Genomic DNA, 15,014 nt, shown 5'->3' on the forward strand with positions numbered 1-15,014 from the left:
GGCTTGTCCATCAGTTCTGGTTGTTGTTTTCCCCCGGCAACAGGGCCATATACAGCACCGGTACTGCAATCAGGGTCAGTAGCGTGGCAAACGCCAGACCACCCATGATGGTAATAGCCATACTGGCAAAAAGGGCATCTGACAGCAAGGGTAGCATTCCCAGTATGGTGGTGCCAGCCGCCAGGAATACCGGTCGCAAACGACTGACACTGGCCTCGATGACCTGATCCAGCATTCGGCCACCTTCAGCAATGCGCAGGTCCATTTCTTCAACCAGTACAATGGCATTTTTCATCAGCATGCCGGACAGACTCAGGAAACCCAACAGGGCGGTGAACCCAAAAGGCAGGCCACTCAACAACAGGCCGGCCACCACACCCACTGCAGACATGGGCACCACCAGCCAGATCACCAGCGGCTGACGCACCCGCCCGAACAACAGCACTGAAACCACCAGCATCACAATGAAGCTCAGTGGCAGCTGGGCTGCCAGCGATGCCTGGGCATCACGGGAGTTTTCATACTCGCCACCCCATTCCAGCCGATAACCTTCCGGCAACGGCAGGGCTTCCACCTGTTGACGTAACAACCTGAAAGCCTGGTCAGCGGTATAACCTGCTGCCGGTTCGGCCAGTACCGTCAGGGTGCGAACCCGGTCACGGCGATGAATCACTGCCTCTTCAGGCACCAGTTCAAAACGCTCCACCACCTGAGTCAACGGCACGTAAGCACGCTCGACTGAACTCCAGATCAACCGATCCTGCAGACGACTGGCATCCAGCCGCTCCTGGTCCGGTGGACGGGCAATGATCGGCAGCCGCTCAACCCCTTCACGGTAGGTGCCAGCCTTAACACCCTCGGTTGAAAACTTCAGGGTTTCAGCCAGATCATGTCGACTGATACCGGCATAGCGTGCCCTTTCTTCATTAAAAACCGGTGACAGCGTCAGCTGTTTTTCGCGCCAGTCATGACGTATATCCGTCAGGCTGGATTGCTGCTCCATCAGATTCCGGGCCTGCTCACCCAGCTCACGCAATACCTGCATGTCCGGGCCGGAAAAACGTGCCTGAATCCGTGCACCACCACCGGGACCGAACACCAGTCGTTCGGTGTAGATGCGGGCATCCGGGAATTGCTCGCCCAGTTCATTCCGCAGACGTTGTGCCAGTGCATCAATCCGATCGCGGTCAGCTACCCGCACAATCAGTTGCCCGTAAGAAGAATCGGGCTGGCGAGGTTCATAAGTGAGCATGAATCGGCTGGCACCCTGACCAATGAAACTGGCCACACTCACCACTTCCGGTTGCTGCAGGACATAAGCCTCCATTTGTGCCAGATCTCTTGCCGTGGCGCGGATGTCAGTGCCCAGCGGCAGCTCATAATTGACATAAAACAGCGGGGTGTTGGAGTCCGGGAAAAACGCCTGCTTGACCCAGCCAAAACCGGCGTAACTGCCCAGCGTCAGCACCACCAGCAAGGTCAGCGTGGTTTTGCGGGCCGCCAGTGCCTGCCGCAGCACCTTGCGGTAGTGACCATAAACCGCACCGGCATAAAGATCTTCCTGCTGCTGACCGGTTTTCACCCGGAACAGGTAATGACCCAGCAACGGTGTGACCGTCACTGCCAGCACCCAACTGAGCAACAGTGAAATACCGATCACCGCAAATAGTGAGAACATGAACTCACCGGTGGCATCCGGTGACAGGCCAATGCCGGCAAACGCCATGATGCCAATGACCGTGGCCCCCAGCAGCGGCAACTGGGTGCGCTGTACGGCATCACTGGCCGCCTGACGGGAATCCATGCGTTTCTGCATGTTGATCAGCATGCCTTCCGCCACCACAATGGCATTATCCACCAGCATGCCCATGGCAATGATCAGGGCGCCCAGTGAAATCCGTTCCATCTCAATGTGCAGCACCCGCATGAAGAAGGTGGTACCCAGTACCGTCAGTAGCAAGGTCAGACCCACCACCACACCCACTCGCCAGCCCATGAACAGACACAACACACCAATCACGATGGCCACGGACATGGCCAGGTTCAGCATAAAGCTGTTGATGGCTTCATCCACCACCCGGTGTTGTTCATAAATCGGATGCAGTTCCACACCCAATGGGATCATCGCTTGCAGGCTGGCCAGATGAGCATCCACCGCCTGCCCCACCTTGACGATGTTGGTATCAGCCACACCGGCCACGGCCAGGGTGAAGGCCGGGGTGCCATTAAAACGGATCAGTTGTTCCGGCCGCTCGGTGGTCTTGCGCTCAATTCGGGCAATATCAATCAGGCTGAGCTGTTCAGTGGTTCCCGGTCGCCCGACCCGCAAGGCTTCCAGGCTGCCCAGTGAATCCAGACCCGGACGGGTGACCAGACGCACCCGCTGATCACCAATGCGCAACTCACCGGCATCCTCCACCGAGTTTTCGGTTTGCAGGGTATTTAATACCTGCTCCACCGGCAGACCCAGGCGTGTCAGCTTTTCGTGGGACACTTCGATATAGATGCTTTCTTCCGGTTCACCAGCGGTGCTGACCTTGGCAACACCCGGCACCGTCAACAGCTCACGGCGCAGGAAACGAGCCAGCTCACGGATTTCATGATCACTGAAACCCTCCGCCGTCACGGCATAAAAAATACCAAACACATCACCGAAATCATCCACCACCCGCGAGTTGGCTGCACCGGGAGGCAACTGCCCCTGGGCATCACTGACCTTGCGGCGCAGTTCATCCCAGATCTGGGGCATGTCCCGGCTGTTGTAGGTGTCTTTGATTTCAACAGTGATTTCGGAAAGGCCCGGCAGTGAACGGGACTGAATCCGACGCAACTGGGGCAACTGCTGAATGGCTGATTCCATCAGCTCGGTCACTTCCTCCTCCACTTCCAGGGCAGTGGCACCGGGATAAGCCGTGACCACTATCGCCTGTTTAATGGTGAAGGCTGGATCTTCCAACCTGCCCAGCGTCATCAGTGCCCAGATGCCACCCAGCAGGCATAAGAGCATCAACAGCCAGGTGTTCATCGGCCGGTCTATCGAAAGACGTGCAATGTCCATGATTCAATGACCTCAGAACTGGCTGAAAGGACGAACGCGCATGCCTTCACGCAAGCGTGAAGTACCTGCCGTGATGATCTGTTCACCAGCCAGCAAGCCACTGTGCACGGCAACCCGATCACCACTGACATCACCAACCTGGATCTGACGGCGACGCACTTCACCGGACTCAGGATCAAAGATCCAGACAAAGTGGCGACCATCGGGGGTACTGCTCAGGGCAGCAACCGGAATATCCAGCTGATCCCTGGCGAGCAATTGAGGACCGGCAGTCACCAGCACGGTGGCCGTCATGCCCGGCAGCAGGTTGAGACCTTCCGGCCGCTGAAAACCATAGGTGACCTGATAGGTCTGCACCACCTGATCCGGTTCGGTGGCATGCTCCCGGTATTCCAGCAACAGGCGCTGCTGTTCATTGCCCGGCAACAGCAGTTCTGCACGCACCTGATCCGGATTGCTGACCAACCGCACCAGATCCTCCGGTACACTGATGTGTACCCGGTACTCAGTCACATCCTGCACCCGCACCACGGGTGTTCCGGCCTGCAGATTGACAAAACGATCCACCAGACGACGGGTCACCAGCAGATCATAAGGTGCTTCAATGCGGGTGTAAGAAAGGTTGCGCCCCGCCGAATCAACATTCAGCTGAGCCAGACGCAACTGGTCTTCCGCTTCTTCAACCACAGCGCGAGAAACCGAATTGTTTTCCAGCAGTGAGCGCTTGCGCTCCAGATCACGCCGCGCCTGAGCCAGTTGCACTTCTGCCTGACTCAGTGCCAGTTGGTAATCGGCCGGATCCAGCGCTGCCAACAGGCTGCCTTTGGGCAACAAACGGCCTTGCTGTACCGGTAGCTCGGTCAGACGGCCACCCACCTGAAACGACAGATCCACACTGCTGACCGCATCCACCCGCCCGACAAAACGGCGATTCACGGAAGGTGCCAGTTCGCCCAACGTTTCCACCCGCACACTGGTCAGTGATGCTGCCTGGCCCATTTGTGCTTCGCTGGGGCTGCAACCCACCAGCAAACTGGCCAGCAACAGGCTGGCCAGCAACAGGCTGGCCGGCAACAGCAGCAACGCCTTCATGCGCCCAGCTCCCGTGCCTGCTGTTGCAATTCATCCAGTAAGCGATTTTTTTGGTCAGAACCAAAAGGCAGGAGTTTCAGCATGCCCAGCAGCATCAAGCCTTCGCCGGCAGCCCACAACAGGGTTGCCTGATCGAGATCGCTGCTTTTGTTTTCTGCCGTGATCTGCTGAAAGCGCTCAGCCATTTCTTCACGCAGTGGTTGCAATAATTCAAGGTTCTGGGCAGCTGCAGCCAGAATGGCCATGGCAATGTTGTTATCCACCTGCTCCAGTTCACGGATCACATGGAAGATCGACTGCAAGGTAGGATTGGACTGTTCAGCACGTTGATGGCGCTGCTCGTCCACCAGTGGGCAATGGGTTGCCACCAGACGTTCCAGCATACCGCTGATCAGCGCTTCTTTACTGGGAAAGTTATAAAGCACCCCGCCCTTGGTGAGACCTGCTTCTTTGGCAACCGAGTCCAGACTGACTTTTGCGGCTCCCTTCTCCACAGCCACCTTCTGGGCAGCATCGAGGATGTCTTCACGGGAATTGTTGCTGCGTCTTGCTTTTGGCATGATCCTGACCCCACAAATAAAAATACCATTCGGTACAGTGAAAACCGAATGGTATAGTTAAATGCAAAGCCAGGCAAGACTGACCAGTCTATTTTTTAATAAAAGGTTTATCCGGTAGTATTGAACCATGCAAGCTGCTGCTGCAAGGCCACCACCTCACCCACAATAATCAGTGCCGGTGCCTGCAACTGGGCCTGCGCCTGTTTTTCCACAATGTCCGCCAGGGTGCCAGTGAGTACCCGCTGCTGTGGTGTGCTGCCCTGAGACACCAGCGCTATCAGGGTATCTGCCGGTTTGCCATGTTGCAGCAGGCCTTCCACAAGCAGCTCCAGCGTATGCAGCCCCATGTAAAACACCAGTGTTTGATTAGGCTGCACCATTTCAGCAAAATTCAGGTCACTGGTGCGGTTTTTCAGCTGACCGGTGATGAGTTTCACCGACTGGGCATAATCACGGTGAGTCAGCGGAATACCGGCATAAGCCGAACAGGCATTGGCGGACGTGATACCCGGTACCACCTGGAAAGGCACACCGGCTGCTTTCAGCTCTTCCAGTTCTTCACCACCACGCCCGAATACAAAAGGATCACCCCCCTTCAGGCGCACCACCCGATGCCCAGCCCGGGCTTTTTCAACCAGCAGGCGGTTGATGTCCGGCTGAGGCACGGAATGGTTATCACGCTTTTTGCCGACATAAATCATTTCGGCATCACGGCGACACAGGTCCAGCACCGCCGGTGACACCAGCCGGTCATACAACACCACATCGGCCTGCTGCATCAGCCGCAGTGCCTTGAACGTCAAAAGTTCGGGATCACCCGGCCCAGCGCCGACCAGATACACCTCACCTGCCGGAGCCGCACCATCAGCCTGATCCAGTTGTTGCTGCAGCAAGGTTTCAGCTTCCTGCATCTGACCGTTGAACACCCGCTCGGCTACCGTACCTTCAAAGGTGTTTTCCCAGAACTTGCGCCGCTGATTGATATCACTGAAGCGCTGTTTAACGGCGTCACGAAAACGCCCGGCCAGTTGCCCCAGGTCGCTGTAACGGGTTGGAATCAGGCTTTCCAGTTTGGCTCTGAGCAAACGCGCCAGCACCGGTGCCTTGCCACCGGAAGAAATACCAATCACCAACGGAGAACGATCCAGAATGGCAGGAAACACAAAGGTGCACAGCGGCGGATTATCCACCACATTCACCGGCAGATTCTGCGCCACACAATCCTCGTGGACACGACGATTCAATGCTTCGTCATCAGTGGCCGCAATCACCAGTGCCACACCCTGCAGTTGATCCTGCTGATACTCACTGCCCAGCACTTGTCCCTGATGTTCAGCCAGCAGTTGCTGCAGTTCCGGGTGCACCTCACGGGACACCAGTTGTACTCGGGCACCGGCACGCACCAGTAGTCGCGCCTTGCGCAAACCCACATCACCGCCACCAATCAACAATACCGGGCGATCCTGAAGGTTAAAAAACAGCGGCAGATAATCCAAGTCAACTTCCTTCGAAAAAGTATCAAAACCAGCCAAGCTGATTCATGTGATAACAAGATCAGGATGACTGAGCGCAGGTTATCAACGCTTGTGAAGACCACACTCACGGTTTTCGGGGTTTTCCCACCACCAGCGACCGGAACGGGGATCATCACCGGGGTTGACCGCGCGGGTACAGGGCGCACAACCAATGCTGGGGTAACCCTGATCATGCAGGCGATTGTAAGGTAATTTTAATGCCCGCAGTGCAGCCCAGACCTCGGCCTCACTCCAGTCAAACAGAGGACTGAGTTTCTGCAGGCCATTGGCTGCATCGCGCTCACTGTATTGCAACTGATCGCGGGTCACCGACTGTTCGCGGCGCAGTCCGGTGATCCAGGCAGCACGACCCGCCAATGCACGTCGCAGTGGCTCCAGCTTGCGCACACCACAGCAGGCCTTGCGCAAGGCTTCGGAGCGATAAAAGGCATTCACACCCTGTTCACTGACCCAGCCCTGCAACTGGGCTGCATCCGGGTAATAGACCTGCAAACGGATCTGCGGCCATTTCTGACGCACCCGATCCAGCAGCGTCAGGGTTTCTTCCGGCAAACGCCCGGTATCCAGCACAAATTGCTGAATATCTGGCTGGTATTCAGCCATCAGGCCGGTCAGCAAGGCATCTTCGGCGCCCAGGCTGTTGGCAAAGGTCAGGCCATCGCCATAATCCGCTGCGGCCTGTTGCAGCCGCTCAACCACCGTCAGCAGCTTTTGTTTCAGGGCTGCATCCGTCACCCCATCCAGCAGATCGGCAGCAGCCGGTTCCAGAAAGGCATCAAGCGACATCAACAGCCTCCTGACGGGACAAGAGTTTCAGATACGCCACACCAATTTCATCAAATGCCTGCAGATCCTGTTCACTGAAACGAGCTTCCGGCACTTCAAAGGCATCAAAACCACAGCTTTCCAGATAAGCCAGACGATCCCGCGCCACCGCACCCACCGCACGTAACTCACCTTTAAAACCGGCACGGCGCAACAAACGGGCCTGACTGAACCCGCGACCATCACGGAACACCGGGAACTCGATGGCAATCAGTTGCAGACGATCCAGCCAGGGCAACAACAACGCGTGATCCTGCTCAGTGGTCAGCAATGCGCCCAGTTGTGGAATGGCTTGACCATCAACCTCGGCCAGCAAGGTTGCAGGCACCACCACCGCCTCACCCCAGGGTTGCGGTGGCAGCTCGGGTTGTTCTTCGGAGGTTCGCAGAAACTGCCAGGCATCAGTAGTGGTCAACTGGCGATTTTTAATCAGGGGCATGAATCATTTCCTCAAATCAGGTGCTGGATCAGGCAAAAGCCTTTTTACAATCCACGCAGTCTATACCCCTGCAGAGAAATCAAAAAATAATAACTGGAGCTTTTTATATCATTAAAAAGAATATCAACCCGCTTTCTGCCGGGTGGCCAGCAGCACGGAAACCACCAGCACAGCGGTGCCGATCAACCCGAGTGTGCCCAGCCACTCCCCCAGCCACAACCAGGCCAGCAGCGCCACAAACATCGGCTCCAGTGTCATGATGATGCTCGAAGTGGTGGCTGAGGTGGTTTTCATGCCAGTGAAAAAACACAGGTAACCCAGGCAGGTGGGCACCAGTCCGATATAAACCACCAGCAACCAGCCGGTCACCCCCAGTTGACCCAACCCGGCAAAACCACCCTGCAACCAGACCACCGGCAAAAGCACCAGTGCCCCAGTCAGAAAACAAATAAAAGCGGTGGTGAATACCGGTGCACCACCAGCCGCAAAACGGCTGGTCAGGGTAAAACCGGCATAAATCAGTGCCGCCAGCAATGCCACCAGTATACCGGTCAGCCGCAACTGACCCGACACTTCCAGATCTCCGGCCACCAGCAGCAGGGTGCCGGTTAATGCGCCCAGTAATGCCAGTACCGTGATCCAGCCGGGCTTTTCACCCAGCAGTGGTGCTGCCAGCAACAACACCAGCACCGGCGAAACACACAGCGCAATCAGCGTGGCAATACCGGCACTGGTCAGATCCACTGCCAGCATGTAGGTACCCTGATAAGCACCCTGAAACACACCCAGTGCCAGCAAGGCCAGCAGGATACTACGGCTCAGACGCGGTTGTTGGTCAGCAGGCAGACGACGCAGTTCACGGCGCATCAACAGATAAAAACAGGGGAAAGCAATGCATAAACGCAACAGCGCCAGCGTCAGCGGCTGCAAGTCAGTTTCAGTGAACAGGTAGCGTGCGGTGACACCAGTGGTGCCCCAGAGCAGTGCTGCCAGTACAATCAGCAGTACACCCCGCAGGGCCGCTGAGTCTCTGGATATGAATCGTGTGGTTACAAGGGAAGGTATAAAACGCATAAATCACCCGGATCATTGATCCGGGGATTCTAACCTGAATGGCGTGACAAAAGCCGAACAGTCGTTCAAACCGGCTCGTAAACCGCTGCCTTGAAAGGCTCAATGCCAACCCGGTCCAGGGCTTCCACAAAACTTTCGCCTTCCTGACGCAGGGACAGGTAGGTATCCAGAATCACTTTCAGCGTACCGGCCACTTCATCCGCAGCCACCGCCTTGCCCAGCACCTTGCCGAGGCGGGCATTTTCCGTGGCTGAACCACCCAGGGTGATCTGATACCAGTCTTCCCCTTTTTTATCCACGCCCAGAATACCGATATGGCCGATGTGGTGGTGGGCACAGGCATTAATGCAACCGGACATGTTCAACTGGATATCACCCAGATCATGCAGGTAATCCAGGTCATCAAACAGCTGGTTGATCTGATCGGCAATGTTCAGGGTTCTGGCATTGGCCAGACTGCAAAAATCAAAACCGGGGCAGACAATCATGTCCGTCAGGGTGTTGATGTTGGCGCGAGCCAGATTGTTATCCCGCAGGCGTTGCCAGACCGCAAACAAATCCTTCTGCTGCACATCGGTCAGCACCAGATTCTGATCCTGGGTGGCACGAATTTCACCGAAACTGAACGCCTCTGCCAGATCCGCCACCACATCCATCTGTAAATGGGTGATGTCACCGGGCGCACCCAGCAGCGGCTTGAGTGACAGATGCACAATGCGATAACCGGCCACCCGATGCGGCTGGGTATTGCGCTCGTACCAGACCCGGAAATCCTCATGGCTGGCCAGCGCCTGTTGCAAGGTGGTGTCACTGGCCGCAGCGGCGTCATAAGCAAAAGGCTGGAAGTGATCTTTCATGGCCTGAACTTTTGCTTCGGTCAGACGCAGTTCGCCGCCTTTCAGGTGCTGCCACTCGTCTTCAACCAGGCGCCGGAATTCATCAATGCCCAGTGCCGCCACCAGAATCTTGATGCGTGCCTTGTATTTGTTGTCGCGCCGCCCTTTCAGGTTGTAGATGCGCAGGATGGCTTCCAGATAGGTGAACAGCTCCAGCGGCTCCAGGTATTCCCGAATCACCTTGCCAATAAACGGAGTCCGCCCCAGTCCGCCACCCACCAGCACTTTAAAACCTGTTTCACCGGCTTCATTGCGCACCAGCTCCAGGCCAATGTCATGCACCCGGCTGGAAGCCCGGTCATTGGGGCCACCGCTGACGGCAATCTTGAACTTGCGCGGCAGGTAGGCAAACTCAGGGTGCAGGGTCGACCACTGACGAATCAGCTCACACCAGGGGCGTGGATCTTCAATTTCATCAGCAGCCACACCGGCCAGTGGATCGGTGGTGGTGTTACGAATGCAGTTGCCGGACGTCTGGATCGCATGCATCTGCACCTTGGCCAGTTCAGCCAGAATGTCCGGTACTTCCTCCAGCTTCGGCCAGTTGAACTGGATATTGGTACGGGTGGTGAAATGACCATAACCCCGATCCCAGGTACGGGCGATGTGAGCCAGAGTACGCATCTGCGTGGCAGAAAAGGTTCCATAGGGAATCGCCACGCGCAGCATCGGTGCCTGACGCTGAATGTACAGACCGTTCATCAGACGCAGCGCCAGAAACTCCTCGTCCGGCAGCTCACCGGCCAGAAAACGGCGGGTCTGATCACGGAACTGTTCCACTCGCTGATCGACCAGCTGCTGATCCACCTGATTGTAAACGTACATACTGCTGCCACCTCATTACAGAAAAATTTTTGCCCAGACTAACCCTTGTTGTTTATAACTCAAAATACTGAATGATCATTTTTATATAACCAAGCTGAAGTACCTCAAGATTAGACTGGAACTGAGAAGCACTTTTCTAGTTCGCTCAAACTGGTAAGATGACCACTCATCAACCCATGAAAGACAACGATTAACCCATCATGACAGTGCAGCCCAAGCCACATCTACACCAGATCAAGATTCAGGGATTCAAGTCCATCAAGAAGCTTGATCTGAAGCTCAACCCGATCAATATCCTGATTGGTGCCAATGGCGCGGGAAAAACTAATTTTATCTCCCTGTTCACCTTCCTTCGGCATCTATCTGAAGGAAGGCTGCAAAGTTATGTTGCCAAAAATGGCTATGCCAGCAGTTTTTTTCATTTTGGCTCCAAAAAAACACCTGCCATTTCTCTAGATTTGAAGGTTGGAGCCAATGGCTACCATGTCGACTTCATCCATGGTGAAACCAATGATGAGCTGGTATTTGAGAGGGAGTACTGCACTTTCGAAGCTTCATCACGTTTGTTTTACGTAAAAGGAAAACCTGGTGAAAGTGGTCTGCTACCCGACGGCACAGCTGAAAGTGTTTATGTACGCAAATATACTCGGGAATACCTTGAAAAGTGCCGTGTTTATCATTTCCATGACACCAGCCCTACGGCCAAATTCAAACAAGCTCAGAAACTGAGTGCAACCTTCCGATTCGAGTCTGATGCTGGCAACTTGGCTCCTTTACTCTGGCAGTTAAAAAAGTCCTTCACTGACAGCTATCAAGAAATTCTCGCTGCCATTCAAACCATTGCTCCCTTTTTCCATGACTTTTATCTGGAGCCAGCAGGTCAGAAAGGAGATGAATCACTTTTATTGCGGTGGCTACACAAGGATCACGACACGCCTTTTTCTGCTAATCAGTTATCTGATGGTACTGCCCGCTTTATCTGCATGGCAGTTTTATTTCTTCAACCGGAGTGGTTGCGCCCAGACACCATCGTACTTGATGAACCTGAGCTGGGGTTGCATCCAGCAGCACTGGATGTTCTGGCGGATATTATCAAATCGGTTTCACAAACCACTCAGGTCATTTGCTCCACTCAATCAGTCACCTTTGCCAACCACTTTTCGCCGGAAGACTTTATTGTGGTTGATCAGCATCAGGGTGCATCCTGTTTTAAACGTCTGGATGCGGAGGAACTCCAGCACTGGCTGGAAAACTATGCGATGGGAGACATCTGGAGTAAAAACCTGATTGGAGGTCGACCAGAATGGTAAGGCTGGGTATTTCAGTTGAAGGAGCAACCGAAGAGCGCTTTACCAAAAGGGTACTGGCACCGCATCTGAGTCAGCTCAATATCTACATTACGCCCGTCAACCTGCGCGGCAACATCAGTCTGGATCGTATCCGGGGCGAACTGGAGACTTTAGCTTACAGCTTTGATTATGTGACGACCTTTTATGACTTTTATGGCTTCAAAAAACTGGAGCCCGGTGAAACAAAAAGCTCGCTGGAACAGAAGATCAAACACTGCCTCAAGGCCGAGCTACAAAGTAAACTCATCCCCTATATTCAAATGCATGAGTTTGAAGGCCTGTTATTTTCTGATCCTGAAGTACTTGCAACCCTTCTGCATAAACCATCTCTGAATGACTGGGCAACTAATGTTCTGCTGGATTTTGACAACAACCCCGAACAAATCAACAATTCCAGAGAGACCGCTCCTTCCAAACGGCTTGAAAAGCACAGCGACTACCGTAAAACCATTCATGGCCCTGATATTGCGTTGAATATCGGACTGGAAAAACTGCGCAATTGCTGTCAGGGTTTTGATCAGTGGTTACAACTGCTGGAAGCACTCAGCCCGTCATCGTAAACAAAGCTTATCACCTTTACGCATTACAAAATTCCCAGATATTCTTTTTGGTTTTATCGGCACAAGGGCATAATCCTCGGCATTCTGTATTTTCAGCTTCAATACTCAGGAGCAGACATGCCCGCGATTGCCGCAACGCTTTCCACTCAACCGTCCACCCATCCGGCCATAGCGCCGGAGCGTTTAACCCACCTGAAACAGCTGGAGGCTGAAAGCATCCACATCATTCGTGAAGTGGCCGCCAGTTTTGCCAACCCGGTGATGCTTTATTCCATCGGCAAGGACTCCTCGGTGATGCTGCACTTGGCCCGCAAGGCCTTTTATCCCGGAACTCCGCCCTTCCCGCTGTTGCATGTGGACACCACCTGGAAATTCCGCGAAATGATTGAGTTTCGTGACCGCATGGCCAAAGAAGCGGGCATGGAGCTGCTGGTGCACATCAATCAGGATGGGGTCGACATGAACATCAACCCGATGGTGCATGGTTCGGCAAAACACACCGACATCATGAAAACCCAGTCGCTCAAACAGGCACTCAACAAACACGGTTTTGATGCCGCTTTTGGTGGTGCCCGCCGGGATGAAGAAAAGTCCCGCGCCAAGGAACGCATCTTTTCCTTCCGCGACAAAAACCACCGCTGGGACCCGAAAAACCAGCGCCCGGAATTATGGAACCTCTACAACACCGAAGTGGAAAAGGGTGAAAGCATTCGTGTATTCCCCCTGTCCAACTGGACCGAACTGGATATCTGGCAATACATCTGGCTGGAACAGATTCCGATTGTCCCGCTGTATTTTGCCGCCGAACGCCCGGTGGTGGAGCGTGATGGCACCTGGATCATGGTGGATGATGAGCGTCTGCCGCTGGAACCGGGTGAAGTGCCACAACACAAGCAGGTGCGCTTCCGCACCCTGGGCTGTTACCCCCTGACCGGCGCAATTGAATCCACTGCCGCCACCCTGACCGACATCATTCAGGAAATGCTGCTGACCACCACTTCCGAACGCCAGGGCCGCATGATCGACAAGGATGCCCGTGGCTCGATGGAACAGAAAAAAATGGAGGGCTACTTCTGATGAGCCACCAATCTGAACTCATTGCTGAAGACATTCATGCTTATCTGAAACAGCACGAAGACAAACAACTGCTGCGCCTGCTGACCTGCGGCAGCGTTGATGATGGCAAGTCCACCCTGATCGGTCGCCTGCTGCACGACAGCAAGATGATTTATGAAGATCAGCTGGAAGCCCTGCACCGTGACAGCAAAACCCAGGGCACCACCGGTGAAGCCATTGATCTGGCGCTGCTGGTGGATGGTCTGCAGGCCGAGCGCGAACAGGGCATCACCATTGATGTGGCCTACCGTTATTTTTCCACGGCACGTCGCAAGTTCATCATTGCGGATACCCCCGGTCATGAACAGTACACCCGCAATATGGCCACCGGTGCCTCCAACTGTGAACTGGCGATCATTCTGATTGATGCCCGCAAGGGGGTGCTGACCCAGACCCGCCGCCACAGTTTTATTGTGTCCCTGCTGGGCATCCGTCATGTGGTGGTCGCCATCAACAAGATGGATCTGGTGGATTACAGCGAAGCGGTGTTTGAGCAGATCAAGGCGGATTATCTGGCTTTTGCCGGGCAACTGGATCTACCGGAAGTGCATTTTGTACCCCTGTCCGCCCTGAAGGGTGACAATGTGGTCAGTCCATCGCCCGAACTGAGCTGGTATCAGGGCCTGCCACTGATGGAACTGCTGGAAAGTGTTGATGTTGAACCGTCACACGGGGAGCAGCCGCTGCGCTTTCCGGTGCAATACGTCAACCGCCCCAACCTCAACTTCCGGGGTTACTGCGGCACCCTGGCATCCGGTAAGGTGCAGGTGGGTGATGCCATTCGCGTGCTGCCATCCGGCCAGACCAGCCGGGTGAAATCCATTGTCACCTGGGAGGGTGAACTGGCCTCGGCCTTTGCGCCCATGGCCATCACCCTGACACTCGAAGATGAAATCGACATCTCCCGCGGTGACCTGCTGGTGGCTGCCAGTGAACAGCCAACAGCCAGTGACCGCCTGGAAGCCGAGCTGGTGTGGATGGCTGAACAGCCGCTGGTGCAGGGCAAAACCTACCTGTTAAAAATCGGCACCCGCAAGGTGAATGCACGCATCAATGCCATTCATTACAAAACCGAAGTCAACACTCTGGAGCGCCATCCGGCTTCCGGGCTGGAACTGAACGAAATTGCCCGGGTGGAAATCCTGCTGGAACAACCGGTGGTGGCCGATGCCTATCGCAACAACCGCGCCACTGGCAGCTTCATCCTGATTGACCGCCTGAGCAAAAACACCGTCGCCGCTGGCATGGTGCAAGGCCAGGACGGACAACAACAGAAACGCCAACAGGAACCGGTATCGGCAGCAGAGCGCGCCTTGCGACTGGGTCAGCAGCCGGCCCGCATCGAACTGCGCGGTGCTGATGCCGTCACCCGCCGCGAACTGCTGCAACAACTGGAACGCGCCCTGTTTGACGCCGGACGCCTGCCGTTGCTGCTGAATGAAGGGGAATTGCCTGCTGAACTGGCACGCCAGCAAGGTGCACTGGAACAGTGGTTACTGCACAAGGGGCTGCTACTGCTCACTGCCAGCAGCGGCGATCAGGGTGAACTGCTGGCCGAGATCAGCCATCAGCAACACCCGCAACAACTGCCGCTGACTGCCCCGGAGCAGGCCATCAGCTTGATCCTGCAACACCTCCGGCAGTCCAGCATCATCTAAGGACAACAAGGCACCGGGTCGGCACTT

At 55.1% G+C, this 15,014-nt stretch carries 12 protein-coding genes; 4 read left to right on the top strand and 8 right to left on the bottom strand.

The features are described 5' to 3' along the window. Positions 1–10 precede the first annotated feature (10 nt). The 8 genes from BT114_RS11975 to BT114_RS12010 form a co-directional block, all read right to left on the bottom strand. Positions 11–3,058, bottom strand: a complete 3,048-nt coding sequence (locus BT114_RS11975; RefSeq protein ID WP_072326745.1) for an efflux RND transporter permease subunit — start codon at positions 3,056–3,058, stop codon at positions 11–13. Positions 3,059–3,070: 12 nt separating this feature from the next. After that, on the bottom strand, positions 3,071–4,150 hold the full coding sequence (locus tag BT114_RS11980; RefSeq protein ID WP_072326746.1) for an efflux RND transporter periplasmic adaptor subunit: 1,080 nt from the start codon (positions 4,148–4,150) through the stop codon (positions 3,071–3,073). Then, complete coding sequence (locus BT114_RS11985) at positions 4,147–4,710, bottom strand: TetR/AcrR family transcriptional regulator (RefSeq protein ID WP_072326747.1); 564 nt, start codon at positions 4,708–4,710, stop codon at positions 4,147–4,149. The genes BT114_RS11980 and BT114_RS11985 overlap by 4 nt, the downstream gene beginning before the upstream one ends. Positions 4,711–4,817: 107 nt before the next feature. Beyond that, positions 4,818–6,206, bottom strand: a complete 1,389-nt coding sequence (gene cysG, locus BT114_RS11990) for a siroheme synthase CysG (RefSeq protein ID WP_072326828.1) — start codon at positions 6,204–6,206, stop codon at positions 4,818–4,820. Between the two features lie 81 nt (positions 6,207–6,287). Then, positions 6,288–7,031, bottom strand: a complete 744-nt coding sequence (locus BT114_RS11995; protein ID WP_084662230.1) for a phosphoadenylyl-sulfate reductase — start codon at positions 7,029–7,031, stop codon at positions 6,288–6,290. After that, the gene (locus tag BT114_RS12000; RefSeq protein WP_072326748.1) at positions 7,021–7,509 is read right to left on the bottom strand and encodes a DUF934 domain-containing protein; all 489 of its coding nucleotides are present in this window, start codon (positions 7,507–7,509) and stop codon (positions 7,021–7,023) included. Before BT114_RS12000 ends, BT114_RS11995 begins: the two co-directional genes overlap by 11 nt. Positions 7,510–7,632: 123 nt before the next feature. Continuing rightward, a complete protein-coding gene (locus BT114_RS12005; protein WP_072326749.1) occupies positions 7,633–8,583 on the bottom strand; it encodes a DMT family transporter in 951 nt (316 codons plus the stop codon). Positions 8,584–8,648: 65 nt separating this feature from the next. Then, on the bottom strand, positions 8,649–10,304 hold the full coding sequence (locus BT114_RS12010) for a nitrite/sulfite reductase (protein ID WP_072326750.1): 1,656 nt from the start codon (positions 10,302–10,304) through the stop codon (positions 8,649–8,651). Between the two features lie 200 nt (positions 10,305–10,504). On the opposite strand from BT114_RS12010, the gene BT114_RS12015 reads away from it, so the two are divergent. From BT114_RS12015 to cysN, 4 genes are all read left to right on the top strand, one after another. After that, the gene (locus tag BT114_RS12015) at positions 10,505–11,614 is read left to right on the top strand and encodes an AAA family ATPase (protein ID WP_072326751.1); all 1,110 of its coding nucleotides are present in this window, start codon (positions 10,505–10,507) and stop codon (positions 11,612–11,614) included. Next, positions 11,608–12,213 carry a DUF4276 family protein gene (locus BT114_RS12020; RefSeq protein ID WP_072326752.1) on the top strand — a complete coding sequence of 202 codons (606 nt, stop codon included), beginning with the start codon at positions 11,608–11,610 and terminating at the stop codon, positions 12,211–12,213. Before BT114_RS12015 ends, BT114_RS12020 begins: the two co-directional genes overlap by 7 nt. Before the next feature lie 117 nt (positions 12,214–12,330). After that, positions 12,331–13,290 carry a sulfate adenylyltransferase subunit CysD gene (cysD, locus tag BT114_RS12025; protein ID WP_072326753.1) on the top strand — a complete coding sequence of 320 codons (960 nt, stop codon included), beginning with the start codon at positions 12,331–12,333 and terminating at the stop codon, positions 13,288–13,290. Then, a complete protein-coding gene (cysN, locus tag BT114_RS12030) occupies positions 13,290–14,987 on the top strand; it encodes a sulfate adenylyltransferase subunit CysN (protein WP_072326754.1) in 1,698 nt (565 codons plus the stop codon). The genes cysD and cysN overlap by 1 nt, the downstream gene beginning before the upstream one ends. Positions 14,988–15,014: the final 27 nt, after the last annotated feature.

The organism is Marinospirillum alkaliphilum DSM 21637, assembly GCF_900119735.1.
Classification (GTDB): Bacteria; Pseudomonadota; Gammaproteobacteria; order Pseudomonadales; family Halomonadaceae; genus Marinospirillum; species Marinospirillum alkaliphilum.

What these genes read in the sequence shown, in the direction of transcription:
- BT114_RS12015 (WP_072326751.1), top strand. Translation starts at nt 10,505, where the DNA reads ATGACAGTGCAGCCCAAGCCACATCTACACCAGATCAAGATTCAGGGA.
- BT114_RS11975 (WP_072326745.1), bottom strand. Translation starts at nt 3,058, where the DNA reads ATGGACATTGCACGTCTTTCGATAGACCGGCCGATGAACACCTGGCTG.
- cysD (WP_072326753.1), top strand. Translation starts at nt 12,331, where the DNA reads ATGCCCGCGATTGCCGCAACGCTTTCCACTCAACCGTCCACCCATCCG.
- BT114_RS12000 (WP_072326748.1), bottom strand. Translation starts at nt 7,509, where the DNA reads ATGCCCCTGATTAAAAATCGCCAGTTGACCACTACTGATGCCTGGCAG.
- BT114_RS12010 (WP_072326750.1), bottom strand. Translation starts at nt 10,304, where the DNA reads ATGTACGTTTACAATCAGGTGGATCAGCAGCTGGTCGATCAGCGAGTG.
- BT114_RS11995 (WP_084662230.1), bottom strand. Translation starts at nt 7,031, where the DNA reads ATGTCGCTTGATGCCTTTCTGGAACCGGCTGCTGCCGATCTGCTGGAT.
- cysN (WP_072326754.1), top strand. Translation starts at nt 13,290, where the DNA reads ATGAGCCACCAATCTGAACTCATTGCTGAAGACATTCATGCTTATCTG.
- BT114_RS12020 (WP_072326752.1), top strand. Translation starts at nt 11,608, where the DNA reads ATGGTAAGGCTGGGTATTTCAGTTGAAGGAGCAACCGAAGAGCGCTTT.
- BT114_RS11980 (WP_072326746.1), bottom strand. Translation starts at nt 4,150, where the DNA reads ATGAAGGCGTTGCTGCTGTTGCCGGCCAGCCTGTTGCTGGCCAGCCTG.
- BT114_RS12005 (WP_072326749.1), bottom strand. Translation starts at nt 8,583, where the DNA reads ATGCGTTTTATACCTTCCCTTGTAACCACACGATTCATATCCAGAGAC.
- BT114_RS11985 (WP_072326747.1), bottom strand. Translation starts at nt 4,710, where the DNA reads ATGCCAAAAGCAAGACGCAGCAACAATTCCCGTGAAGACATCCTCGAT.